Origin of the sequence: Streptomyces niveus, assembly GCF_001723055.1 — a bacterium.
Classification (GTDB): Bacteria; Actinomycetota; Actinomycetes; order Streptomycetales; family Streptomycetaceae; genus Streptomyces; species Streptomyces niveus.
In genome coordinates this window covers 1-24,295 of sequence record NZ_MDCR01000009.1, presented here as the reverse complement: position 1 = coordinate 24,295, position 24,295 = coordinate 1, and the positions used below count along the sequence as shown (strand labels likewise).

The 24,295-nt window shown below is 71.6% G+C and carries 24 protein-coding genes; 13 read left to right on the top strand and 11 right to left on the bottom strand.

Annotated features, from left to right (window positions below; all coding sequences use genetic code 11):
* The first annotated feature begins 58 nt into the window (after positions 1-58).
* Positions 59-733 carry a ClpP family protease gene (locus BHU15_RS01160; RefSeq protein ID WP_069625438.1) on the top strand — a complete coding sequence of 225 codons (675 nt, stop codon included), beginning with the start codon at positions 59-61 and terminating at the stop codon, positions 731-733.
* Entirely contained in the window at positions 730-1,341 is a 612-nt protein-coding gene (locus tag BHU15_RS01155; RefSeq protein ID WP_069625437.1) for an ATP-dependent Clp protease proteolytic subunit, read from the top strand. Before BHU15_RS01160 ends, BHU15_RS01155 begins: the two co-directional genes overlap by 4 nt.
* A 78-nt stretch (positions 1,342-1,419) precedes the next feature.
* On the opposite strand, the gene BHU15_RS01150 is transcribed toward BHU15_RS01155, so the two are convergent.
* Positions 1,420-1,809 carry a helix-turn-helix domain-containing protein gene (locus tag BHU15_RS01150; RefSeq protein WP_079127802.1) on the bottom strand — a complete coding sequence of 130 codons (390 nt, stop codon included), beginning with the start codon at positions 1,807-1,809 and terminating at the stop codon, positions 1,420-1,422.
* Positions 1,810-2,087: 278 nt separating this feature from the next.
* Here BHU15_RS01150 and BHU15_RS01145 point away from each other — a divergent pair, with 278 nt between their 5' ends.
* The gene (locus tag BHU15_RS01145) at positions 2,088-5,300 is read left to right on the top strand and encodes a tetratricopeptide repeat protein (RefSeq protein WP_079127795.1); all 3,213 of its coding nucleotides are present in this window, start codon (positions 2,088-2,090) and stop codon (positions 5,298-5,300) included.
* A 275-nt stretch (positions 5,301-5,575) separates the two neighbouring features.
* On the opposite strand, the gene BHU15_RS01140 is transcribed toward BHU15_RS01145, so the two are convergent.
* Positions 5,576-5,818, bottom strand: a complete 243-nt coding sequence (locus BHU15_RS01140) for a hypothetical protein (RefSeq protein ID WP_079127794.1) — start codon at positions 5,816-5,818, stop codon at positions 5,576-5,578.
* A complete protein-coding gene (mca, locus tag BHU15_RS01135) occupies positions 5,811-6,692 on the bottom strand; it encodes a mycothiol conjugate amidase Mca (RefSeq protein ID WP_069625434.1) in 882 nt (293 codons plus the stop codon). The genes BHU15_RS01140 and mca overlap by 8 nt, the downstream gene beginning before the upstream one ends.
* 84 nt (positions 6,693-6,776) lie before the next feature.
* On the opposite strand from mca, the gene BHU15_RS01130 reads away from it, so the two are divergent.
* Together BHU15_RS01130 and greA are read left to right on the top strand one after the other, a co-directional pair.
* A complete protein-coding gene (locus BHU15_RS01130; RefSeq protein ID WP_031229821.1) occupies positions 6,777-7,187 on the top strand; it encodes a DUF4307 domain-containing protein in 411 nt (136 codons plus the stop codon).
* Between the two features lie 228 nt (positions 7,188-7,415).
* Positions 7,416-7,913 (top strand): transcription elongation factor GreA, encoded by a 498-nt coding sequence (gene greA / locus BHU15_RS01125; protein ID WP_023539060.1) that lies wholly within the window; start codon positions 7,416-7,418, stop codon positions 7,911-7,913.
* A 77-nt stretch (positions 7,914-7,990) separates the two neighbouring features.
* On the opposite strand, the gene BHU15_RS01120 is transcribed toward greA, so the two are convergent.
* The 3 genes from BHU15_RS01120 to ilvA form a co-directional block, all read right to left on the bottom strand.
* Positions 7,991-8,863, bottom strand: coding sequence for an ABC transporter permease (locus BHU15_RS01120; RefSeq protein WP_069625433.1), 873 nt, complete (start codon positions 8,861-8,863; stop codon positions 7,991-7,993).
* Positions 8,860-9,900: an ATP-binding cassette domain-containing protein gene (locus tag BHU15_RS01115; protein WP_069625432.1), complete on the bottom strand. Its 1,041-nt coding sequence runs from the start codon at positions 9,898-9,900 to the stop codon at positions 8,860-8,862. Before BHU15_RS01115 ends, BHU15_RS01120 begins: the two co-directional genes overlap by 4 nt.
* A 239-nt stretch (positions 9,901-10,139) precedes the next feature.
* Positions 10,140-11,303, bottom strand: coding sequence for a threonine ammonia-lyase (gene ilvA, locus BHU15_RS01110; RefSeq protein ID WP_245685964.1), 1,164 nt, complete (start codon positions 11,301-11,303; stop codon positions 10,140-10,142).
* 287 nt (positions 11,304-11,590) lie between these two features.
* Between ilvA and BHU15_RS01105 the strand changes: the two genes are divergently transcribed.
* The 3 genes from BHU15_RS01105 to BHU15_RS01095 are packed head-to-tail and all read left to right on the top strand — an operon-like array spanning position 11,591 to position 13,038.
* Positions 11,591-12,250: a MarR family winged helix-turn-helix transcriptional regulator gene (locus BHU15_RS01105; protein WP_247748512.1), complete on the top strand. Its 660-nt coding sequence runs from the start codon at positions 11,591-11,593 to the stop codon at positions 12,248-12,250.
* Positions 12,251-12,280: 30 nt separating this feature from the next.
* Positions 12,281-12,790, top strand: a complete 510-nt coding sequence (locus tag BHU15_RS01100; RefSeq protein WP_069625431.1) for a sigma factor-like helix-turn-helix DNA-binding protein — start codon at positions 12,281-12,283, stop codon at positions 12,788-12,790.
* On the top strand, positions 12,787-13,038 hold the full coding sequence (locus tag BHU15_RS01095; protein ID WP_069625430.1) for a hypothetical protein: 252 nt from the start codon (positions 12,787-12,789) through the stop codon (positions 13,036-13,038). Before BHU15_RS01100 ends, BHU15_RS01095 begins: the two co-directional genes overlap by 4 nt.
* A gap of 15 nt (positions 13,039-13,053) precedes the next feature.
* Here the strand turns inward: BHU15_RS01095 and BHU15_RS01090 are convergent, their stop codons facing one another.
* Positions 13,054-14,199, bottom strand: coding sequence for a cystathionine gamma-synthase (locus BHU15_RS01090; RefSeq protein WP_069625429.1), 1,146 nt, complete (start codon positions 14,197-14,199; stop codon positions 13,054-13,056).
* 67 nt (positions 14,200-14,266) lie between these two features.
* Here BHU15_RS01090 and BHU15_RS01085 point away from each other — a divergent pair, with 67 nt between their 5' ends.
* From BHU15_RS01085 to abc-f, 4 genes are all read left to right on the top strand, one after another.
* Positions 14,267-15,376 carry a hypothetical protein gene (locus BHU15_RS01085; protein WP_023539068.1) on the top strand — a complete coding sequence of 370 codons (1,110 nt, stop codon included), beginning with the start codon at positions 14,267-14,269 and terminating at the stop codon, positions 15,374-15,376.
* Between the two features lie 132 nt (positions 15,377-15,508).
* Complete coding sequence (locus tag BHU15_RS01080) at positions 15,509-16,597, top strand: hypothetical protein (RefSeq protein WP_069625428.1); 1,089 nt, start codon at positions 15,509-15,511, stop codon at positions 16,595-16,597.
* A gap of 32 nt (positions 16,598-16,629) precedes the next feature.
* A complete protein-coding gene (locus tag BHU15_RS01075) occupies positions 16,630-17,340 on the top strand; it encodes a phosphotransferase (protein WP_069625427.1) in 711 nt (236 codons plus the stop codon).
* 246 nt (positions 17,341-17,586) lie between these two features.
* The gene (abc-f, locus tag BHU15_RS01070; RefSeq protein ID WP_069625426.1) at positions 17,587-19,206 is read left to right on the top strand and encodes a ribosomal protection-like ABC-F family protein; all 1,620 of its coding nucleotides are present in this window, start codon (positions 17,587-17,589) and stop codon (positions 19,204-19,206) included.
* 64 nt (positions 19,207-19,270) lie between these two features.
* On the opposite strand, the gene BHU15_RS01065 is transcribed toward abc-f, so the two are convergent.
* The 3 genes from BHU15_RS01065 to BHU15_RS01055 form a co-directional block, all read right to left on the bottom strand.
* Complete coding sequence (locus BHU15_RS01065) at positions 19,271-20,269, bottom strand: GNAT family N-acetyltransferase (RefSeq protein ID WP_079127793.1); 999 nt, start codon at positions 20,267-20,269, stop codon at positions 19,271-19,273.
* Positions 20,270-20,381: 112 nt separating this feature from the next.
* Positions 20,382-21,650: a L,D-transpeptidase gene (locus BHU15_RS01060; protein ID WP_069625425.1), complete on the bottom strand. Its 1,269-nt coding sequence runs from the start codon at positions 21,648-21,650 to the stop codon at positions 20,382-20,384.
* A 177-nt stretch (positions 21,651-21,827) separates the two neighbouring features.
* On the bottom strand, positions 21,828-22,172 hold the full coding sequence (locus tag BHU15_RS01055; protein WP_079127792.1) for a hypothetical protein: 345 nt from the start codon (positions 22,170-22,172) through the stop codon (positions 21,828-21,830).
* A gap of 108 nt (positions 22,173-22,280) precedes the next feature.
* Between BHU15_RS01055 and BHU15_RS39940 the strand changes: the two genes are divergently transcribed.
* The gene (locus BHU15_RS39940; RefSeq protein ID WP_167756125.1) at positions 22,281-22,445 is read left to right on the top strand and encodes a hypothetical protein; all 165 of its coding nucleotides are present in this window, start codon (positions 22,281-22,283) and stop codon (positions 22,443-22,445) included.
* A 65-nt stretch (positions 22,446-22,510) separates the two neighbouring features.
* Here BHU15_RS39940 and hutH read toward each other — a convergent pair whose 3' ends face one another.
* The gene (hutH, locus tag BHU15_RS01050; protein ID WP_069625423.1) at positions 22,511-24,052 is read right to left on the bottom strand and encodes a histidine ammonia-lyase; all 1,542 of its coding nucleotides are present in this window, start codon (positions 24,050-24,052) and stop codon (positions 22,511-22,513) included.
* Positions 24,053-24,295: the final 243 nt, after the last annotated feature.

Below are 24,295 nucleotides of genomic sequence, written 5' to 3'. Positions count from 1 at the left end.
GAGTGGACCGGCCGAGGCGGGTGAGCGCCCGCCGTCGGGGGCCGGTCATGGAGGAAACATGCTCTCGACCGTTCCACGGCGGGCGGTGACGGCGCGCGCCGAGGCCGCCCCGGTGCCGTTCGACGACCAGATCGCCGGGCGCCTGCAGCACGGCAGGATCGTGGTGCTCGGTGAACAGGTGGACGACGGCATCGCGAACCGGATCTGCGCGCAGTTGCTGCTCCTGTCGCAGGAGGACCCCAAGAGCGACATCGTCCTGATCGTGAACAGCCCGGGCGGTTCCGTCCTCGCGGGGATGGCCGTCTACGACACGATGCGCTTCATCCCGAACGACGTCGCCACGCTGGCGATGGGCTTCGCGGCGAGCATGGGCCAGTTCCTGCTCTGCGCCGGGGCACCCGGCAAGCGCTACGCCCTGCCGAACGCGCGGATCATGATGCACCAGCCGTCCGGCGGGATCGGCGGTACGGCGGCCGACATCGCCGTACAGGCCGAGAACATGGCGTACACCAAGCTGACCATGCAGAAGCTGATCGCGGAGCACTGCGGCCAGAGCCTGGAGACGGTCGCGGCGGACCAGCGGCGGGACCGGTGGTTCACGGCGGAGCAGGCGAGGGAGTACGGCTTCGTGGACCGCGTCGTACACAGCGCCGCGGAGCTGGGTGGCGACGCGGCGGGCGGGTTCGGCTTCGGGTTCGGCTCCGGCGCCTCGGGCAAGGGGGCGGCGGCATGAGCGGGCAGTACACCGTCCCGATCGTCGTGGAGCGCACCTCGAACGGCGAACGCTCCTACGACGTCTTCAGCCGGCTGCTCTCCGAGCGGATCATCTTCCTCGGTACGTCGATCGACGACGGCGTCGCGAACGTGATCATGGCCCAGATGCTCCATCTCGACCATGTGAGCAGCGAGTTGGACATCCATCTCTACATCAACTCCCCCGGCGGCTCGGCGACCGGGCTGACCGCGATCTACGACACGATGCAGTTCGTCCGCGCGGACGTCGCGACCGTCTGCCTCGGCCAGGCGGGCTCGGGCGCCGCCGTACTCCTCGCGGCGGGCGCGCCCGGCAAGCGCACCGCGCTCCAGCACTCACGGGTGCTGCTGCACCAGCCGTCCACCCAGGGACAGGGCGAGGCGGCGGACCTGGAGATCCAGGCGGCGGAGGTGCTGCGGACGCGGGCCGAGATCGAGTCCATCCTGGCGCATCACACGGGCCAGAGCCCGGAGCGGCTGCGCGAGGACACGGACCGGGACAAGTACTTCACGGCCGCGCAGGCGAAGGAGTACGGCCTGGTGGACGGCGTGATCACGACCCGGCAACTGACGGAGAGCACGGCCTGAGCCGCGTACGGTGCGGGGCCCGGCACGGGGGTCCGGGCCCCGCACCGCCCCGCACCGTCCCGCCCCGAACCACGAATGTCAGGCGGCGAGCAGCGTGAGATTCGCCTGTCCGCCCCGGCGCGGCCGGCCCCACTTCGCCGTCGTCGTCGCCGTCGACGCCACGGACACGGTCGTCCTCGACGTCAGGTCGATGTGCAACGCGCCCACCAGGTCCGCGAGTCGCAGCCCGAGCGCACCGCAGACGGCGGCCAGCACCTCGGACGACGCCTCCTTGCGCCCGCGCTCGATCTCCGACAGATACGGCAGCGAGACCCGCGCCTGATCGGCGACGTCCCGCAGCGTCCGCCCCTGCCGCAGCCGTGCCCGCCGCAGCGCGGCCCCCACGAGATCCCGCAGCAGCGGCTCGTCGGCCTCGCCGTCCCGGCCGGGGCCCGGACCGGGAACGGCACGCAGAACGCCTTCACCCATGATTCCTCCGTAGCTGTGGAACGGCACCGGCACCCGCCATCCTGAGCCTAACCCGGCGCACCACTGACCTGGCTCTTTCCGCCGCGGGCGTAACAGCGGCCCCGGGCGGGCAAGACGTACGGGCACAGTGACGCGTGAGTGACGCGCGTGGGCACCCGGCGCGGAGCGGTGGCAAAGACCGTCGCGGGCCCGGCAGGCCGCCTCGCGCTCGCGCGCCCCGCGGAGCACACTGGCGCGGGGCACACCGAAGCACCGGATGCTCTCGGAGGGGGATGCATATGCGGGACAGCCATCGGGGCGAGGCCGAGAGGCTGTTGGTACGCGCCGTCGAGGAAGAGGTGCGGCGCTCGGGCGGGCGGATCGACGGAAAAGTGCTTCTGGCGCGCGGGCGGGGCGCGTTGGAGGCGATAGCGGAGTCCGCCAAGGACGAGTACGCGCTGTACGAGGCGGAGCTCGACCGGGCCGACGCCGAGCGGCGCACCCTGAGCGAGCGCCTCGGCGGAGGTGCGCTGCGAACACCCCTGCTGGTGGCGGGTGTTGCCGCCGCGTCCGCCGTCGTCGCCGACGTCGGGCTCGGTACGGGGACGGGGACGGCCGTCGGTACGGGTGTGATCGTGGCGGTCGTCGGTACGGCGACGGGTGTCGCCAAGGTGGCGTCGACGGGCCGGCCCGCCGGACGGGCCGGGGCGGCCGGACAGGCCCGGGACGTCGAGCAGTTGCGGCTCCAGTGGCTGACGGCGCTGGAGGTACGCGGCATCCGCCCGTATCTGGACCAGCAGCGCGTCCTGACGCAGGCGACGCGGCGTACGACCAAGAAACCCACCGTCGTACCGCAGTTGCGCGGATCGGACCGCAGTGCCGCGGCCCGCAGACGCAGTGTCCTCGAACAGTCCTTCGGCCATCTCCCGGACTCCTCAGGCCCGTTCGCGGGCCGCCGCGAGGCCATCGGGCAGATCGCCCGCTGGGTGCACGCGGCCCGCGCGTCGACGGAGACCAAGCCGACCGTCGTCGTGCTGTACGGCGTGCCCGGCTCCGGCCGGACCACGCTCGCCGTGCGGGCGGCGCACCAGCTGCGGGACCAGTTCCGCGGGGCGTGCGTCGTGGACCTGCGGGGCGGCGACGCGGGCGAGGCGCCCCTGTCGACGCGGGACGCGCTGCTGCATCTGCTGAACCGGCTCGGCGCGCCCCGCGAGCAACTGCTGTTCCGTGAGAGGTCGTCGGCCGAGCAGCAGGTGCGGCGGCTGAGCGAGCTGTACCACCAGCATCTGACGGGCCTGCCGGTCACGATCGTCCTGGACGACGCGTCCGACGCCGAGCAGATCCGCACCCTGGTCCCCGAACGTTCCGACAGTCTCGTCCTGGTGACGGCCCGTCAGCCGGTCGAGCTGTCGCCGGACACCCCCGCGTGGGTGCACCAGCTGCCGGTCGAGGCGCTGGACGGGGCGGGCTGCGAGGAGCTGCTGAAGACCGCGGGCGACGAGCCGGTGGGCGGGCCGTACGACGCCCAGACCATCGACAGGATCGGCGAGCTGTGCGGCGGTCTGCCGCTGGCGCTGCGCATCGCGGGCTCGTCGCTCGGCGCGCGTACGTCGATGCAACTGGCCACGGACCTGGAGGCGTACGGCCCGGTCGACCCGGCCGAGCGCGCCATGTGGCTGCGCTACACCGACCAGAGCGACCAGGCGCGCAGGCTGCTGCGGCGGCTCGCGCTCGCGGGGCGTGCCTCGCTCGGCGCCGCTGCCGCCGCCGCGCTGCTGGCCACCGACGAGCAGGAGGCCGAGCGGCTGCTGACGGTGCTGTCGCGGGCGGGTCTGCTCGACCACGTACGCGCCAGCCGCTACCGGCTCCACGACGTCGTACGGAACTTCGCGCACGCCCGGCTGCTGGACGAGGAGCAGCCCGCCGACCGCACGGCCGCGCAGGAGCGGCTGATCCAGAACTACTCGGAGCTGGCCGACTCCGTGATCCGGCTGGTCGACGGCAAGACGTCCACGCGCGCCGACCAGTTCGGCGGGCACGGCTTCTCCTCGCTCGACGCCGCGCTGCGCTGGCTGGACGACGAGTCGAGCTTCATCACCGCCGCGCTGCGGCACGCGGAGGGGGTCGACCAGGCGGCCGTGCTTGCCCTGCTGGGCGCGCTCTGCGACTACTGCCTGCTGCGCGGGGACCTCTACCGGCTCGGTGAGATCAGCGAGTTGACGCAGGCCGTCGACCAGGGGCTGCTGGCGCGCTCGGTGCAGTGGCGTACGGGCATCGCGGCCCGGCAGCTCGGCGAGCTGGACAAGGCCAAGTCGACGCTGACGTCGGTGGTCGACCTCTACCGCGAGGCGCACCACGACGCGGGCGTGGCCCGCGCGCTCTGCTCGCTGGGCATCACGCTGCACCACCAGGGCAATCTCACCGAGGCTTCGGCGAAGCTGCGCGAGGCGCTGGAGCTCCAGGCCCCGGCCGAACTCGGCGCCGACCGCGCGTGGACGCTGCACGCCCTGGCGGCGGTGGAGCGGGACCGGGCCAATCTCACCGAGGCGGTCGCGCTGCTGTCGACGGCGCTCGTCCTGCACCGGGAGGGCGAGTCGCTGCACGGCGAGGCGTGGACGCACTTCCAGCTCGGGCAGGTCTGTCTGCGGATGGGTGATGTGCCGCGCGCCGAGCGGGAGTTGGGCCAGGCGATGGATCTGTACGGCCGCACCCGGGACGGTCGCGGCGAGGCGTGGGCGCTGACGCAGCTGGCGCGGGCCCGGCTGGTCGACGGTGAGCAGGAGTCGGCGGCCGACCAGCTCCGCCAGGCCCTGGCCCGGCACCGGGACAACGAGGACGCGCGCGGCGAGGCGTGGACGCTGTACTACCTGGGCCAGGCGCTGGAGGAGTGCGGCGACGCCGCCCAGGCCGTACGCGAACTGGAGCGGGCGCGCTCGATGTTCTCCCGGATGCGCGACGTGTACGGGCTGGCCTGCGCCCGGCACCACTCGGGCCGGGTCACCCGCGACCAGCGGGCCGTCCAGACCGGGAATCTGCGCAACTCGGGCTTCGCGCGGCAGTTGCTCGTCGACGCCCGCGCGGACTTCCGCCGGATCGGCGTGGCCCACGGCGAGGCCTGGACCTGTCTGGAGCTGGCGATCATCGACGCGGGCAACAGCAAGGCGGCCCAGGCGCTGGCGCTGTGCGACGAGGCGGCGGCGCTGTTCTTCTCGTACGGCGACCATCGGGGCGCCGACTGGGCCCGCTTCCTGCGCTGCACGCTGCTGCCGTACGCCTCGGCGGGCGGCGTCGAGGTCGGGTCGGTGGTGGCGGAGCAGGAGCTGGCCGAGCTGGTGGCGGCGCGGCACCCGTCACGCGACGGCAAGCTGAACGACTGCGCGGAGACGTTCTCCGTGATGCTGGAGCGCGGCGTCGCGCTGGAGGACGGCTGGCAGGCGTGGCGCCTGGGCATGGTGCCGAACCGGCACGCGCGCGAGGTGATGGGCGTACCGGTGGAGGCGGTCGGGGCCTGAGACGCCGTACGGAGGCCACGCCGGGCGGGTCCTGGACCGGGCCGACCAGGAACCGCTGGTCGGCCTGGGGGGTGTCGTGCCTACCCGACTCCACCGCCGACGCGGAGAGCGTGCGTGCCAGGGACCGCGAGCCCGGCGTGATCGGCAAGCACTCCCCGGGCCCTGTCCCGCGGACAGCACCCCGCCCCCGGACACGCGAGCACTCCCGCTGACCGTGCGCCCTTGAGGGCGGCCGGCGGGAGCGCGAAGGCGCGTACCGCGTGAGCGCGTACGCCTTATGTCGTCGGTCGGCCGGCCGCCGGGGCCGCGGGCGTCTTCGCCTCGTCCGCCGGCTTCCCCTCGTCGAACGAGACCTTGCCCATGTGGCGGTTCATCGACTTCATCAAGAGCCACACGGCGCACGCCATCACGGCGAAGACGACGAAGCCGAGCACGCCGGGCGTCACCTTGTTCTCGTCCAGCTCCTTGGCGAGCGGGACGAGCTGCGTCACTGCCTGGGTCGCATACATATCAGGCATTGTCGCGGATGCCCGCGAAGAGGTCGTCCTCGGGGAGGGAGGTATCGACGAGCGACTTCACCAGCTCGTACTCCTCCGTCGGCCAGACCTCCCGCTGGATGTCCATCGGAACGCGGAACCAGCCGCCGTCGGGGTCGATCTGCGTGGCGTGCGCGACGAGCGCCTTGTCGCGGATCTCGTAGAAGTCGGCGCACGGGACATGCGTGGTCAGCGTCCGCTCCTCGCGCCCGAACTCCTTCCAGCGCTCCAGCCACTCGCCGTACGGGGACTCCAGACCGCGCGCCAGCAGGGCCTCGTGCAGCGCGACCGTACGGGGACGGTTGAACCCCTGGTTGAAGTACAGCTTCTGCGGCTGCCACACCGGCCCGAACTCGGCCTCGGGGTACTTCTCGGCGTCGGCCGCCGACTCGAAGGCCACCATCGAGATCTTGTGGGTCATGATGTGGTCGGGGTGCGGGTAGCCGCCGTTCTCGTCGTACGTCGTCACCACCTGCGGGCGCTGCTCGCGGATCATCCGCACGAGCCGGCCGGCCGCCTCGTCGACGTCCTCCAGGGCGAAGCAGCCCTCGGGGAGCGGCGGCAGCGGGTCGCCCTCGGGCAGACCCGAGTCCACGTAACCGAGCCACGCCTGTCTGATGCCGAGGATCTCGCGGGCCTCGTCCATCTCCTTCTTGCGGACCTCGTGGATGTGCTCCTCGATATAGGTGTCCCCCTGGAGCTTGGGGTTGAGGATGGAGCCGCGCTCGCCTCCTGTGCAGGTCACGACCAGCACGTCCACCCCCTCGGATACGTACTTGGCCATGGTGGCCGCGCCCTTGCTCGACTCGTCGTCGGGGTGGGCGTGCACGGCCATCAAACGCAGCTGGTCAGTCAAGACTCGGTCCTCAGTGATATGTCGCATCGGGCGGCTTCTATAGTGACGGAATCGAGAGACGGAAAATTCCGGGGAGGAATGTTCATGACGGCGGTACGTCCACCGGCTCTTCCCGAGGACCGTTACGGCCGCTCGTCGGACGAGCGTGCGGACCGCAAGCTCAAGATCGTCGGCTCGGTGCTCGGCGTCGGCCTGCTCGCACTCGTCGGCTGGTTCGGTTACGACTACGTGGCAGGCCAGAGTGTCTCGGGCGAGCTCATCAAATTCAAGCGGGTATCGGCCTCCGAGGTCGAGGTGCATCTGGAGGTCCGCAAGGACGCGGACGCGGCCGGCACGTGCACGCTCCGTTCGCGTGCCGAGGACGGCGCCGAGGTGGGCCGCAAGGACGTCCGCTTCGAGGGGTCCGAGACTCGGATCGACCGGGTCGTCACCGTCCGTACGACCGGCGAGGCCACGAGCGCGGAGCTGGTCGGCTGTACGGCCGACGGAAGCTGACCGGCGGCCGGAGCGCGTGGTTCCTGTCCGAGCGCGTCTGATCCGGCTCTGACCCTCCCCGGCATTGGTCCGGGTTCACGTCGCTGACCTGCGACGATGTAATTCTGATGCCTTTCGTCCTGCCCTGGCGCCGCGGAATTGTTAGGCTCGTGGTTTCGCCCACCCGAGAAGGCACATGCTTCTGGGTAGGGCGTTGCTTTGTATTCCCAGTACCTACGAGGAGCACCTGTGACCCAGACCAGCGAGAACGTCACCTGGCTCACCCAGGCGGCGTACAACCAGCTCAGGGCCGAGCTGGATCACCTGTCTGGTCCCGCGCGCGTCGAGATCGCCCAGAAGATCGAGGCCGCCCGCGAGGAGGGGGACCTGAAGGAGAACGGCGGGTACCACGCGGCCAAGGAGGAGCAGGGCAAGCAGGAGCTGCGGGTGCGCCAGCTGACCCAGCTCCTGCAGAACGCGAAGGTGGGCGAGGCTCCCGAGGACAACGGGATCGTCGAGCCGGGCATGGTCGTGACGATCGCGTTCGACGGCGACGAGGACGACACCCTCACGTTCCTCATGGCCTCCCGCGAGTACGCGAGCACCGACATCGAGACGTACTCGCCGCAGTCGCCGCTCGGCGCGGGCGTGAACGGCAAGAAGGTCGGCGACGACGCGGAGTACGAGCTGCCGAACGGCAAGACGGCCATGGTCAAGATCCTGGCCGCCAAGCCGTACCAGGGCTAGCCCGGGCTGGAAGGTCTCTGTCCTGATCCACCGGCACCCCCGTGGCCGGTGGATCAGGACAGGATGACGAGGGGGAGCTACGCGGTGGCGGAGCGGTAGCGCCGTACCGCCAGCGTGCGGAAGACCACGATGATCAGGACCGACCAGATCAGCGAGGCCCAGACCGGGTGCTCCATCGGCCAGGCGCCGGTCACCGAGGCCTCCCGGCCCGGGATCGTGTTGCCGAACAGCTCACGCGCCGCCTGCACGGTCGCGCTGAACGGATTCCACTCCGCGACGTGCTGAAGGAACGAGGGCATCCCGTTGACCGGCACGAACGCGTTGGAGATGAAGGTCAGCGGGAAGAGCCAGATCAGCCCGCCGGACGTGGCGGCCTCCGGCGTACGGACGATGAGCCCGATCAGCGCGCCGATCCAGGAGAACGCGTAGCCGAGGAAGAGCAGCAGCCCGAAGCCGGCGAGGACGCTGCCGATGTTCTCGTGGGTGCGCCAGCCGATGATCAGGGCGACGGCCGCGAGGACGACGAGCGTCAGGGCGGTCTGTACGAGGTCGGCGAGCGTACGTCCGGTGAGGACCGCGCCGCGCGCCATCGGCAGTGAGCGGAACCGGTCGATGAGCCCCTTGTGCATGTCGTCGGCGATGCCGGCGCCGGCGCCCGCCGTCGCGAAGGTCACCGTCTGCGCGAAGATGCCCGCCATCAGGAACTCGCGGTAGGCCTGGGCGCTGCCGGACGGGGCGCCGGGGATGTTGATGGAGCCGCCGAAGACGTAGGTGAAGAGCACCACGAACATGATGGGCTGGATCAGTCCGAAGATGATCATCTCCGGGATGCGCATCATGCGGATCAGATTGCGCTTGGCCACGACGAGCGAGTCGCGGACGGACTGGACGACGCCGCCGCGCGGCGGTGGGGCGAGGGCCTTGGGCGAGGCCTCGGTTACGGCGCTCACTTGGCGCTCTCCTTCGGGTCCGTGATCGTGTCGGACGGCCTGGCCGACTTGGCCGCTGTCGTGCCGTCCCCCGGGCCGTCGCCGTTCGCCCGGCCCTCCTCGGCCGCGTGGCCGGTGAGCGAGATGAAGACGTCGTCGAGGGTGGGGCGGCGCAGGCCGATGTCGTCGATCTCGACGCCGCGGGCGTCGAGTTCCCTGATGATCTCGGCGAGCAGTTTCGCTCCGCCGGTGACCGGGACGGTGAGTTTGCGGGTGTGCTGGGCGACCATCACCTCGCCCTTGCCGAAGCCGGCGAGGACGTCGTGGGTCGGGGTGATCTGGTCGCGCTCGTGGACGACGACCTCGACACGCTCGCCGCCCGTGCGGGCCTTGAGTTCGTCGGCGGTGCCGCGCGCGATGACCTGGCCGTGGTCGATGACGCAGATGTCGTGGGCGAGGTGGTCGGCCTCTTCCAGATACTGGGTGGTGAGCAGCAGCGTCGTACCGCCCGCGACCAACTCCTCGATGATTCCCCAGAGTTGCTGGCGGTTGCGCGGGTCGAGACCGGTCGTCGGCTCGTCCATGAACATCACCGGCGGGGAGACGACGAGCGCCGCGGCGAGGTCGAGGCGCCTGCGCATGCCGCCGGAGTACGTCTTGGTGGTGCGGTCGGCGGCGTCGGTGAGGTTGAAGCGTTCGAGCAGTTCGACGGCCCTGGCCTTCGCGGCCTTGGCGCTCTGCTGGTAGAGCTGGCCGACCATCTGGAGGTTCTCGCGGCCGGTCAGATACTCGTCGACGGCGGCGAACTGGCCGGAGAGGCCGATGTTCCTGCGGACCTCGTTGGGGTGCTTGAGCACGTCGATGCCCGCGACGAAGGCCTTGCCGCTGTCGGGCTGGAGGAGGGTGGTCAGGACGCGGACCGCGGTGGTCTTGCCCGCGCCGTTGGGGCCGAGCAGACCGAGGACCGTGCCTTCGGGGACATCGAGGTCGACGCCGTCCAGTGCTCGTACGTCGCCGAACGTCTTGACCAGGCCTTCGGCGTAGATGGCGCCTGGCATAGAGGTACTCCCGGGTGGTGTCAGATGCGATGAAATGCAATCAAATAGTGCGATCCGTGTCGCTGAAGAGCCTAAGCGGACGGAAGCGGGCCCTGACGCTAACGCGATACATCGCGACAGGCAAGGTAATTAAGTAAGCTCTACGTAAAGGTGCCTGCGCCGGTGATCCGGAAGATGACCGGGAAGGTGACCGGAGATGACGGGAGAAGGCCGGAGAAGGCCGGAGACGACGGGCGGGCTCAGCCGAGGATCGTGTAGCCCGCCTCGCGCAGCGCCGCCGTCACGTCCACGCAGTGCTCGGGGCCCTTGGTCTCCAGATGCAGCTCCACATCCGCCTCGGTCAGCCCGAGCCGCGGATCGGTCCGTACGTGACTCACGTCCAGCACATTGGCGTCGGCCACCGACAGCACCCCGAGCAGCGTCGCGAGCGCGCCCGGCCGGTCGGTGATCCGCAGCCGCAGCCCCAGATAGCGCCCGGCCGCCGCCATCCCGTGGCGCAGGATCCGCTGCATCAGCAGCGGGTCCACGTTGCCGCCGGACAGCACGGCGACCACCGGTCCGCGGAACGCCTTGGGAGTGCTCAGCAGCGCGGCGACCGGGCTCGCCCCGGCCGGCTCCACGACCAGCTTCGCCCGCTCCAGACAGAGCAGCAGCGCGCTGGACAGCTCGTCCTCGGAGACCGTACGCACCTCGTCGACCAGGTCCCTGATCATCGGGAACGTGATCTCGCCCGGCCGGCCCACCTTGATGCCGTCCGCCATCGTCTGCTGCTCGGTGATCGACACCGGCCGCCCGGCGCGCAGCGAGGGCGGATACGCGGCGGCGCCCTCCGCCTGGACGCAGATCACCTTGATGTCCGGGCGCACCGCCTTCACCGCGAGGGCGATGCCCGCGGCGAGCCCGCCGCCGCCGAGACCGACGAGGATCGTGCGTACCTCGGGGCACTGCTCCAGGATCTCCAGGCCCACCGTGCCCTGCCCGGCGATGATGTCCGGGTGGTCGAAGGGGTGGATGAAGACCGCGCCGGTCTCCCGCGCGTACTCCTGCGCGGCGGCCAGGGTCTCGTCCACGACCTGGCCGTGCAGGCGTACCTCGGCGCCGTACTCGCGGGTCGCCGCGACCTTGGGCAGCGGCGCCGCGACCGGCATGAACACGGTGGAGCGCACGCCCAGCAGGGTGGAGGCGAGCGCGACGCCCTGCGCGTGGTTGCCCGCGCTGGCGGCGACGACACCGGCCGCGCGCTCCTCCGGCGAGAGCCCGGCGATCCGCACGTACGCGCCGCGCAGCTTGAACGACCCGGTCCGCTGAAGGTTCTCGCACTTGAGGTGGACCGGGGAGCCGACCAGGTGGGTCAGATGCCTGCTGCCCTCCATCGCGGTCATCCGGGCCACACCGGTGAGCATCTTCTGCGCCCCGCGGATGTCGTCGAGGATGAGGGCGGGCGCGGAGCCACGCACCGAAGCGGAAGTGAATGATCCGGAGGGACGGGACGTACCGAAGGTCATGACCGCCAGTCTCGCAGCTCATGACCGGGTCGGCCGCCCGAGCGCGGGGCCCGATCCGAACGACGGCCCACGGGCGTCCACCGGTTTACACAGGGCTGGTACGGGCAGGGCAGGGGCCGCGTACTCTGTCCCCCACCAACCGACCACCGCACGAGAGAGCCCCAGCCATGCCCCCTACTCAGGACATGACTTCCGCTGTGTCGGCCTCCCCGGGCTCCGGCTCCGAACCCGCAGGTTCCGAACCCTCCGGCTCCGCACCTTTAGAGTCCGCACCGGCACCTTCCGCCGGTACCGAATCCGTCTCCGCCGCTGACGACAGCGCGAGCGACGCCGTACTTCTCGACACGCTCCAGCACCAGGTGGCCGTCTTCGCCCGCCGGGCCGAACAGACCCGCCTCGGCGGTGTCGGCCAGGTGCGCAACTCCATGGACCGCGCCGCCTATCTGTTGCTCAACCGGCTTGATCTGGAAGGCCCGATGGGCGTCAAGGCGCTGGCCGCGGGGATGGGGATCGACTCCTCCACCGTCACCCGGCAGGTCGCGCCGCTGGTCGACACCGGCCTGGTCAAGCGCACGTCTCACCCGGAGGACGGCCGCGCCGTCGTCCTGGAACTCTCCGTGCGCGGGCTGAGCCGCCTCGAAGAGGTCAGATCCTCCCGCCGTGAGCTGATGTCGCAGGTGACGGACGGCTGGACGGAGGCGGAGCGGGAATCGTTCTGCACCCTCCTCACCCGCTTCAACTCCGCGCTGTCCGCACGGCAGTCGGGCCCCGCGCCGGCCGAACCGCCACCGCACCGGACCCCGGTGGACGACCCCTCCGGCACGGAGCCGCCGCCGGCCTCTTGACCTGGGCCCGGGTCTGTCCTCATATGAGGTGTGCGAGAGCGACGGCAGGCCGGTGCGGATCGCCGTCGCGCCCGGGAGTTCGAGGCGTTCGTCGCGGGCGCGGCAGGCCGGCTGCTGCACGTCGCCACGCTGTTGACGGGAGAGCCCGCCGGCGCCACACCCCACGCGGAGCGGTTGCTGACGGCCGCCCTGGCCCGTGCGTACGCGGACTGGGACCGGCTGCGTGACGCGGACCCGTACGACCGCGTCCGTACGGAGCTGGCCACCCGTTACGCGCGGGGCGCCTGGCGGCTCCCCCGGTCGGGTGAGGGTCTGCTCGGCCGGCTCGGTCCGCGGGAGCGGCTCATTCTGGTGCTGCGGCTGTACGAGGGCGTGGCCGAGGAGCAGACGGCGGCACTGCTGGGGCTGCCGGTCGAGCGGGTCCGGGCGATCTGCGCGCGGGCGGTCACCGCGATGCGCCGGCCCGCACCGGCCCGCCGCCCGGCGCCGCACTGGCCGCTGTCGCTGCTGTCGCCGCACTCCCGGCAGGCCGCGCGATGAGCGGCCACAGCCGTAAGGAGGACGAGGTCCGCCGGATGCTCGATCTGCCGCATCCGAAGGTCCCCGTCGATCTGACGGCCCGCGCGAGTGCTCACGGCACCCGTCTCCTGAACCGCAGGCGCACCTGGCGCCTGCTGCTCTGGCTGCTGGTCACGGTGGCCGTGGTCGCGTTCACGGTGTGGGCGTCGGCGGCGGAGCCGTGGACGGTCCCGCCGTCCGACACGACCCCGCCGCTCGAAGGCTGGTGACAGCCCCGACTTCCGTTACGCGAGGGCCTGCTGAAGGTCCGTCAGCAGATCGTCGCCGGACTCGATGCCGACCGACAGCCGGATCAGGTCGTCCGGCACCTCCAGCGGGGAGCCCGCGGCCGACGCGTGCGTCATCCGTCCCGGGTGCTCGATCAGCGACTCGACACCGCCGAGGGACTCACCCAGCGTGAAGACCTTCGCCTTGCCGCAGACCTCGATCGCCGCCTGCTCGCCGCCGGTGACCTGGAAGGACACCATGCCGCCGAAGGACTTCATCTGCTTGGCGGCGATCTCGTGGCCGGGGTGGTCGGGCAGGCCCGGGTAGTACACCTTGCTGACCTTCGGGTGCCGTTCCAGCATCTCGGCGACGCGCGTCGCGTTCTCGCTGTGCCGGTCCATGCGGACGGCGAGCGTCTTCACGCCGCGCAGCACCAGCCAGGCGTCGAACGGGCCGGAGATCGCGCCCATCGCGTTCTGGTGGTAGGCGAGTTCGTCCCCGAGCGTGTCGTCGGCGGTGATCAGCGCGCCGCCGACCACGTCCGAGTGACCGCCCATGTACTTGGTCGTGGAGTGCACGACGACGTCGGCGCCGAGGGCGAGCGGCTGCTGGAGGTAGGGGCTCGCGAAGGTGTTGTCCACGACGAGCTTCGCGCCGGCGCCGCGGGCGACCTCGGCGAGCGCCACGATGTCGCTGATGCCGAGGAGCGGGTTCGACGGGGTCTCGACCCAGATCGCCTTCGTACGGGGCCGCAGTGCCGCCCGTACCGCCGCCGGGTCCGAGGTGTCGGCCACCGACCACTCCACGCCCCAGCGCGAGACGACCTTCGCGAAGAGCCGGAAGGTGCCGCCGTACGCGTCGTTGGGGATCACCACGTGATCGCCGGGCGCCAGCAGCGTACGGAGCAGGCAGTCCTCGGCGGCGAGGCCCGACGCGAAGGCGAGCCCGCGCCGGCCGCCCTCCAGGGCCGCCAGATTCTCCTCCAGCGCGGAGCGTGTGGGGTTGGCGCTGCGGCTGTACTCGTAGCCGCCGCGCAGTCCGCCGACACCGTCCTGCTTGTACGTGGACACCTGATAGATGGGGGGCACGACCGCGCCGGTGAGGGAATCAGGTGTGTTCCCCGCGTGGATGGCGATGGTCTCGAAGCTGTGCTGGTCGCTCATGAGCCCCGAGGGTAGCGGTGCCGGAGCCCGGCGGAGAGCGTCATCGGCATCCGGGACAATGGAACGCATGGAGATTCTCTGGTTCCTGATCGCGATGGGTCTGGTCGTGGCCGTCCTCGGCCCGGTCATGCGTCGCCGTGCCGGTGGAGGTGGCATCCGCCAGGTCGCGCCCGGCTCGCCGGACGCCGCCGACCCGGACGACTACGAGTTCGTACGGCAGGAGGATCTCGACCTCCGGCTGCCCGGTCCCGACCAGGACCTTCTCGACGTACTCGATGTCGTCCAGCGCACCCAGGACTGGCGCGCGGCGGCGCAGCTGCTCGCCGGGACGCCCAAGGAGAGCGAGGTGCGCTGGCAGCGCGTGCAGGCCTTCGCGGGCGCCGCGTCGCTGGAACTCCAGCAGCGGCCCGGTGTGGGCGGCGCGTGGCTCCGGGCGTGGCGCGCGGACTCGCCGAAGGACGCGGGCGGCGCGCAGGTGCACGCGGAGTTCCTGGTGCAGCAGGCGTGGCGCTCGTCGGCGGTGGGCACGGACGAGTTCCGGATCATCCTGGAGGAGGCCCGCTCGGTCTGCGGCAACGCGGCGCTGCTGGCCCCGGGCGACCCCGTGCCGTACATCGTCGAGCTGGCCGTGGCCCGTGGGCTGGGCTATCCGCACGAGCGGTTCGACCAGCTCTGGGCGAAGGTCATCGACCGCGCGCCGGACCACATGGGCGCGCACCTGGCGGCGCTGCACTACTGGTGCGAGAAGTGGCACGGCTCACGCGAGGAGGCCGACCGCTTCGCGACGGCGTCGGCGGCGCGGGCGCCGAAGGGCTCGCTGCTGGCGGCGCTGCCGCTGTTCGCGCTGTACGAGCACCTGGAGGACGTCACGCTGGTGCGGGACTTCTACGGCAGCGCGGTGGTCTCGAAGGCGATGGAGGGCGCGCTGTACGCGGTGCACGCGGCCCGCCCCGACGACCCGATGCTCGCGCACGTACGGCATCTGCTGATCCATTTCCTGGTGGGCGCCGGCCGCTGGTCGGAGGCCATGCACCAGCTGGTGCGGGTGGACGGCTACATCGGCGCGCTCCCGTGGACGGTCGACGAGGACCCGGCGGCGCTGTACGCGACGTACCGGGCGCTGGCGGTGGCGGGCTACGAGGCGAACGGCGGCAACCCGGCGACGCTGCCCAGGTAGCGGGTGCTCCGTCAGCGTGGCCCGGATCGCCCACGAAAGGCACCATTGCCCCGCTGACCTGCGGTGGTGCATACTCCGCAGAACCCCCACAGCACCGCTGGACCTGTTCTCCGTACCCCTGGGGGCCACCCGATGGCACGCGTACTGCCCTTCGTCCTCTTCGCGTTCGGCGTCTGGTTCTGGCTGAAGGCCCGCCGCAGCGTCTCCTCGCTCGTCGGGACGGAGGCCGAGTTGGGGCTGCTGCCCAGAGACCGGCAGAACACGGAGCTGGCCGGGCCCGACGCCGATCTGGAGCGGGCCCTGGACGAGGCGCGGGCGGGGCGGTGGGAGCCGGTGGCCCGGTTGCTGGCCGCGACCGGCAAGGACCGGGACTGGGAGCGGCGCGCGCTGTACGTCCGGGTGCTGGGCGAGGCGGCGGCGCGGGACGACTCGTGGCTGCGGGCGTGGCGGGCCGCGGGCGATTCGCCGGACGCGGACGCGGAGCTGGTCCAGGCGTCGGCGACGGTCTCGCGCGCGTGGCTGCTGCGGGGCTCGCCGTACGCGAAACACACCACGCCCGAGCAGGCGGACAGCTTCCACGAACTGCTCCCGGCGGCCCGCGCGGACACCGCCCGCGCGGCGGCCCTGGGCCCGGACGACCCGTCGCCGTACATCGTCGAGATCCGTACGGCGCTGGGCGTCGGATACGGCCCGGAGCAGATGCGCGAACTGTGGGCGGAGATCACGGCCCGCACCCCGCACCCCACGTCGGCGCCGCTGTACGGGGCGCACGAGGCGGCGATGCGGTACTGGAGCGCGCGGTGGCACGGCTCGGCTGAACTGGCCGAGGAGTTCGCCACCCAGGCGACGGCCGACGCGCCGCCGGGCACGCTGATGACGGCGTTCCCGCTGATCGCCTGGTACGACCACCACGACGCGTCGGCGGGGCCGCGCGACTACACGAGCCCGTGGCTGACGGCCCTGGTCGACGCGGCGCTGTCGGACACGGCGGCGGCGCCGGCGGACCACCCGCGCCTGCCGGAGCTGCGGCATCTGCTGGCGTACTTCCTGACCCGGCAGGGCCGGCACGAGGAGGCGCTGGAGCAGTTCCGCCTGGTGGACGGCTATGTGCACGCGCTGCCCTGGCGCACCCGCCGCGACCCGGCCGAGTTCTTCACCTCGACGCGCACGACGGCGATCCGCGGGTCGGAGGCACGGGCCCGGATCCGCAAGGGTGTCTGACCGGCCCGCCGGGGCCTGGCATCGTGGGAGGTATGGACGAGACTCCTCTGCCCGGTGGGTTCATCAATCAGGTCGTACGTGTCGGTGACACCGTGCGGCGCTCACGCGACGTGCCGGATCAACGTGCCGCGTACATACGCGAGTTGCTGGGGCTGTTCGAGGAGCGGGGCTGGGACGGGGCGCCCCGGTTCCAGGGAGTGGACGAGCAGGGGCGCGAGGTGCTGGGGCACATCGACGGGGAGGCGGATCTGCCGCTGTCGGACGCGCGGCTGGTGCGGGTGGCGCGGCTGGTGCGGGAGTTCCACGACCTGACGGTCGGCTCGTCGCTCGCCGGGGCGCACGAGGTGGTGTGTCACAACGACCTGTCGCCCAGGAACACCGTCTACGCGGACGGGCTGCCGGTGGCGCTCATCGACTGGGACCTGGCCGCGCCCGGTGAGCGCGTGCACGACGTCGCGCATCTGTGCTGGCAGTTCCTGGATCTCGGCCCGCGTGTGCCGGACGTCGGCGACGCGGCCCGCCGGATCACGCTGGTCTGCGACGCGTACGGGCTGGACGACCGGGACGGCATCGTCCGTACGATCCTGTGGTGGCAGGACCGCACCTGGCGCGGCATCGCCGAGTCCGCCGACCGGGGCGACCCCGCGATGGTGGCGCTGCGCGAGCGGGGTGTGGTGGACGAGGTGCGGGCCGCGTACACCTGGGTGTCCGCCCACGCCTTCGAGCTGGCGTCGAAGCTGTAGGGCCTCTCGTCGCCGGAAATCCGGGGGCGCCGCCTCGCGCCCTTCGGTAGCCTGACCCGCATGGGTTTGTACTCGTACTACTTCTTCCGCTGATTCCGGGCACGGACGCCCCGGCCCAGGTCCTCTGAACGGACCGCCGGCGTCCCGCTTCCACGCGCCCGTCCGACACATCAGCCGGCCCCGCCACGCGCCGACGCGCTTCGACGCGCGCGCTCTCGCGGGCATGTCACTTTCAGGGAAGAAGCAATGCGCGAACGCGCCCAATTGTCGATGAAGGACGTCTCCAAGTCGTACGGCGACCGGACCGTCCTCGATCAGGTGTCGCTCTCCGTACGGCCCGGCGAGAAGGCGGGTGTCATCGGGGAGAACGGCTCCGGGAAGTCCACCCTGCTCCGGCTGCTGGCCGGGGCCGAGGTACCGGACGACGGGGAGGTCACCGTCCGGTTCCCCGGCGGGGTCGGGCATCTCGCCCAGACCCTCGCGCTCGACCTCCGGCTCAGCGTCCAGGCCGCCGTCGACGCCGCGCTCGCGGAGCTGCGGGAGCTGGAGCGCCGTATCCGGGCCGCCGAAGCCTCGCTCGCCGACGCGACGGAGGACGAACTGACCGCGTACGGGGATCTGTTGACCGTGTACGAGGACCGCGGCGGCTACGAGGCGGACGCCCGCGTCGATGCCGCGCTGCACGGGCTCGGGCTCGCGCACGTGGGCCGGGACCGGCCGCTCGGGTCGCTCTCCGGCGGTGAGCGGTCCCGGGTGGCGCTGGCCTGCGTCCTGGCCGCCGCGCCCGAACTGCTGCTGCTCGACGAGCCGACCAACCATCTCGATCTCCGGGCCACCACCTATCTGGAGGAGCGGCTGCGCGCGCACCGCGGCACAGTGGTCGCAGTCACCCACGACCGCGCGTTCCTGGAGCGCGTCGCGACGACGATCCTGGAGGTGGACCGCGACACCCGGGCCGTGACCCGGTACGGCGACGGCTGGGCCGGCTACCGCACCGCCAAGGCCGCCGCCCGCCGCCGCTGGGAGCAGGACCACCAGGAGTGGCTGGCTGATCTGGCCCGTACGAGGGAGCTGGTCGCCGCCGCCGGGCAGCGGCTCGCGGCCACCGGCAAGGACCCGCAGCAGGGCTTCGGCAAGCACCGCCGCTCGCACGAGGCGAAGCTGTCCGGGCAGGTCAGGGCGGCGCGGGTGCGGCTTGAGCGGCTGGAGCGTGAGCCTGTGCCCGCCCCGCCGGAGCCGCTGGAGTTCCGGGGCGCCCCGGCCACCACCGGGGCGGACGGTGTGCTGGCCGAGCTGTCCGGCGTCGCGGTCGGGGACCGGCTGCGGCTGGACTCGCTCCAGGTGAAGGCGGGCGCGCGGCTGCTGGTCGACGGGCCCAACGGCGCGGGCAAGACCACGCTCCTGCGGGTGCTGGCCGGGGATCTCGCACCGGACGCGGGCACGGTGCACCGTACGGCCGAAGTCGGCTATCTGGCACAGGAGTTGGCCCCCGACCCGGCCGACTCGCGGCGCTCGCTCCTGGGGGCGTTCGCGGCGGGCCGCCGGGGGCTGCCGGACGAGCACACCAACGAGTTGCTGGCACTCGGGCTGTTCCGCGAGGAGGATCTGGCGGTGCCGGTGGCCGGGCTCTCGGTGGGGCAGCGGCGCCGGCTCGAACTGGCCCGGCTGCTGACACGGCCCGCCGATCTGCTGATCCTGGACGAGCCGACGAACCATGTGGCGCTGAGCCTGGTGGAGGAGCTGGAGCGGGCGCTGGCCGACTACCCGGGCGCCGTGGTCGTGGTCTCGCACGACCGCCGCTTCCGGGGCGAATTCGCGGGCGAGCGGCTGGTGTTGAGCGCGGGCCGGGTGATGCCGGGGAGCTGACGCGCGGGTCGGGGTCCTAGGGCGTGTCTTGTCGACGAGCCCGGCAAGATCGGCAAGACACCCCCTAAAGCTCGGCCTGGAAGATCCCGGCCGGCCGCTCGCGCCGGTAGCCGAGCGCCGCGTTCACGGCCAGCATCGGCGCGTTGTCGTCGGCGACGCTGGTGCTGATCTCCCGTACTCCGGGGTGGCGTTCGGCGAGCGTGCCCAGCAGATGGCGTTTGACCGCCCGGCCGAGTCCGCGCCCGCGGTGCTCCGGGACGACCACCGTGTCGTACTGGAGCGCCCGGGTGTGCGACGGGTCGCGCAGGACCAGTTCCGTGTACGCGGCGACCCGGTCGGTGCCCCCGCCCGCGCCGTCGGCCGTCGCCAGCACCACCGAGGTGAGGATGACACCGCCCCGGTCGTCGACGAGCCGTGCCGCGCCCCGTACCCGCTCCGCGTCCCAGCGCGGCGTCCGCTCGTCCATGCCACCGGCGGGCGCGTCCCGCATCACGTCGTGGGCCCGCGCGAACTCGTCCGCGAGCGCGTCCGGCACCACGCCGTCCCAGTCCGCGAACCGGTAGCCGTCGGGCAGCCGCGCCGGGGGCAGTTGGGCGTTCGCGTCCGGGACGCGCTGCACGTACCAGGCCAGGGGCAGCACCTTCGCGAAGCCGAGCCGGTCGACGAACGCCTCACCGGCGCCGCCGAGTTCGAGCAGGGTGGAGACCGAACCGCGCCCGTCGGCGGTCAGTTCGGCCCGTATCGCGCCCCACAGTTGGCCGCCCACGCCGCGCCGTCTCGCCTCGGGGCGGACGACCAGGGCGTCCAGGAAGGCCGTGTGCCGGTTGTTCTGCTCGGTGGGCAGGAGCAGCGTGGCGACGCCGTCGTACGACCCGTCGGGGGCGGCCCACACCAGATGGAGCATCCGGGCGTTGGGCGAGCGCACCCGCAGCTTCCCCGCGGTCTCGGTGCGGCCCGGCTCCGGTACCGACGCGGGCACGTCCTGGAGATGTGCGGCGGCGATCACGTCATGCCAGGCGTCCGTCTCCGCCTCCGACGGCGGCGTTCCCAGAGTCAGCAGCATGATCCGAACCTACGCTCACTCCCCGGCCCGCGCCCCTGAGTTGTGCGGGCTTTCCGCGAACATCGCGGCGGCACCCGGACCGGGTGCCGCCGCGATGACGTGAGAAGAGGGATCAGGCGGCCGAACCGGCCTTCCAGTCCGCCCAGTTCAGGTTCCAGCCGTTGAGGCCGTTGTCGGGCGCGATGGTCTTGTCCGGGGAGTTCTTGACGACGACCACGTCACCGACGATGGAGTTGTCGAAGAACCAGGCGCCCGGCTGGTTGGGGTCGTTCGCGCCCTTCGCGTCGTTCAGACCGACACAGCCGTGGCTGGTGTTGGACGAACCGAAGATCGAGTCGTCGCCCCAGTAGTTGCCGTGGATGAAGGTGCCCGACGTGGACAGCCGCATGGCGTGCGGCACGTCCTTGATGTCGTACTCGCCCTTGCCGTCGTCGTCCGTGAAGCCGACCGTCGCACCGTTCATCCGGGTCTCCTTGAACTTCTCGGAGATCACCATCTGACCGTTGTACGTCGGGTTCTCCGGCGAGCCCGCGGAGATCGGGATCGTCTTGATCGTCTTGCCGTCCTGCTGAATGGTCATGGTCTTGGCCTTGGTGTCGACCGTGGAGACCTGGTTACGGCCGATCTTGAAGGTGACCGTCTTCTGCTGGACGCCGAAGACACCGTTCGCGCCCTCGACGCCGTCCAGCGCCAGCTTCAGGGTGACGGTGGAGCCGCCCTGCCAGTACTGCTCGGGGCGGAAGTCGAGGCGCTGCGAGTTGAACCAGTGGCCGACGACCTCCTGGCCGCTGCTGGACGTCACGGTGATCCCGCCCTGTACGGCGGCCTTGTTCGTGATGCCCTTGTCGAAGTTGAGCGAGACCGGCATGCCGACGCCGACGGTCGAGCCGTCCTCGGGCGTGAAGTTGCCGATGAAGCTGTTGTTGGGCGAGACGGTCGTGAAGGACGAGTTCTCGTGGGCCTCGCGGTCCTTGGAGTCCTTCGCCGTCGCGGTGATCTTGTACGTGGTGGAGCGTTCCAGCTGACCGTCCGGCTTCCAGCTCTTCCCGTCGGCGGCCAGCGTGCCCTTGACGGCGGCCCCGTCGGCGGTGGTCATGTCGACCTTGGTGAGCGTGCCCTTGGTGACGGTGACCTTCGCGTCGCTGTTGATGCCCGCGTTGTCGGCGCCGTTCTTGGGCGAGATGGCTATCTGGGCCTCGGAGGTGTCCTTCGCCGCGGCCTCGTCCACCTGCGCCTGCGAATCCTTCGAACGCTCGGCTCCGGAGTCGCCTCCACCGTCGCCACTGCTGCAGGCCGAGAGCACCAGCACCCCGCCGAGCAGTGCGGACGCGGCCGTCAGGCCCTTGCGCCGCATACCGTTCGTCATCACACGCTTCTCCATCGCTGCCGATTCCCTGCCTATGACCTTTAAGAACACGCATACCGGTGCACCCGGTTCCACATCGAACGAAGATGTGTGCAACGCCACTCGCACCCCGGGATGTACACGGCTTACGCGTTTGTAAGCCCCGGGCCGCATTCGACGGCGTCCCGGGGCCAAGGGTGTCACGCTCGTGAGCTAAACCACGCCGGGCCGACCGAGAACGTCTTCCTCGTCCTCTTCGTCAAGGTCCCATTCGACGGCTTCGGGGTCGTAGTCGATCTCCTCGCTGCTCCACGACGCCTGGGCGAGCTCCACCCCGGGCACGTCGCCGACCAGCTCCGACGGCTCGACGAGATACGCGAGGGCCTCGGCCTCGTCCCCGCGCACCGCCGAGCGGGCGTGGTCGCGTTCCTCGTCCGGCATCGAGTCGTCGGAGGCGATACGGGTCAGGGCGGCGGCCGTCAGCTGTTCCGGGTCGCTGATCTCCAGCACCAATTCAACGTGCAGCCGGACATAACGGGAGGTCTCAGGAGTGCTCATAACCGGAGAGTAGGCCCCTTCCCCCGGCCGACTTTCCCGCGACCCGCTGCTTTCACTACCATCGGCGCACCCGGCCAATTCGGCGTTTTCCCAAGGGAGATCGATTACGTGTACGTGCCCGTCGTACGCCGACCGCTGCTGACGGCCATAGCCGCCGGCATCCTGCTCTGCCTCATGTCGTTCGTCCCCTCGGCGAATGCCACGAACGAGCACAGCGCCGGTCAGCAACGGTCCGCCGCAACCGCCCAAGCGGACTCCGCCGAGTCCTCCTGACGCGGCAGCACCACGGAGGGGGCCGCCCGGCAGCCGGGCGGCCCCCTCCGCGTACATCTGCGGCCTCAGGCCAGCGGTCCGGTCACCGGCTCCACCGCGGCCACCAGCCGGCCCTCGTGCACGAACGCGTCCGCAGCCGCGAGATCCGGCGCCAGGAACCGGTCGGGCCCCGGCCCCTCGATCCCCGCCGCGCGCACCGCCTCGATGGCGGCCCGCGACGCGGGCGCGGGCACCAGGCCCGTACGCAGCTCGATCGCGCGGGTCGCCGCGTACATCTCGACGGCCACGACGCGCGTCAGATGCGCGACGGCCGTACGGAGCTTGCGCGCCGCCGACCAGCCCATCGACACGTGGTCCTCCTGCATCGCGGACGACGGGATGGAGTCCACGGACGCCGGTACGGCCAGCCGCTTCATCTCGCTGACCAGCGCCGCCTGCGTGTACTGGGCGATCATCAGGCCCGAGTCGACACCGGGGTCGTCCGCGAGGAAGGCGGGCAGACCGTGCGAACGGTTCTTGTCGAGCAGCCGGTCCGTGCGGCGCTCGGCGATGGAGCCGAGGTCGGCGGCGACGATCGCGAGGAAGTCCAGGACGTACGCGACGGGGGCGCCGTGGAAGTTGCCGTTGGACTCCACACGGCCATCGGGCAGCACGACCGGGTTGTCGACGGCGGAGGCCAGCTCGCGGTCGGCCACGATCCGGGCGTACGCCAGGGTGTCCCGGCCCGCGCCGGCGACCTGCGGGGCGCAGCGCACGGAGTACGCGTCCTGCACCCGCGGCGCGGCGTCCTCCTGGAAGTGCCCGGTCAGCCCGGACCCGGCGAGCACCCGCGCCATGTTGTCGGCGCTGACGCCCTGGCCGGGGTGCGGGCGGATGGCGTGCAGCTCGGGGGCGAGGACCTTGTCCGTACCGAGCAGCGCCTCCAGGGTCAGCGCGGCGGTGATGTCGGCGGAGGTGTAGAGCCGCTGGAGGTCGGCGAGGGCCATGACCAGCATGCCGAGCATGCCGTCGGTGCCGTTGAGCAGCGCGAGACCCTCCTTCTCCCGCAGCTCGACGGGCACGATGCCGTGCGCTTCGAGCAGCTCGCCGGCGGGCCGCAGCGTGCCGTCGGGGCCCTCGGCGTCGCCCTCGCCCATGAGCGTCAGCGCGCAGTGCGAGAGCGGCGCGAGGTCGCCGGAGCAGCCGAGGGAGCCGTACTCGTGCACGACGGGCGTGATCCCGGCGTTCAGCACGTCCACGATGGTCTGCGCGACCTCGGGGCGTACGCCGGTGTGCCCGGAGGCGAGGGTCTTGAGCCGCAGAAACATCAGCGCCCGCACGACCTCCCGCTCGACACGGGGCCCCATCCCGGCGGCGTGCGACCGCACGATGTTCCGCTGCAGCCGCCCCCGCAGGTCGTGCCCGATGTGCCGGCTGGCGAGCGCCCCGAACCCGGTGGAGACGCCGTACACGGGCTCGGGCTTGGCGGCGAGCGCGTCAACGATCTCGCGGGCGGCGGCGAGCGCGGCGAGGGCGTCTCCGGAGAGCTCGACACGGGCGTTGCCGCGGGCGACGGCGACGACGTCTTCGGCGGTGGTGCCGGCCGTTCCCACGACGACAGTGTGCATATTCATATTCAGGAGCGTACGTACTGAAACTCAACGTGTCACTAGCCAACCGGCTTTGCGCCTGCGGCGGGCTGGGGTGGTTGGGGTGGTTGCCGGGTGCCGCTCCGGGGTCATGGCCGGACGGCGTGACTTACGCCGCGTGCGGGGTTGCCGGACTCGCTGTGGCCTCGTTGTCCACGCGGCACAAGTCAGCCTGAGTGTCCGACCACGACCCCTGCGCGTCCCCCTTCCCATCCCGCGGAC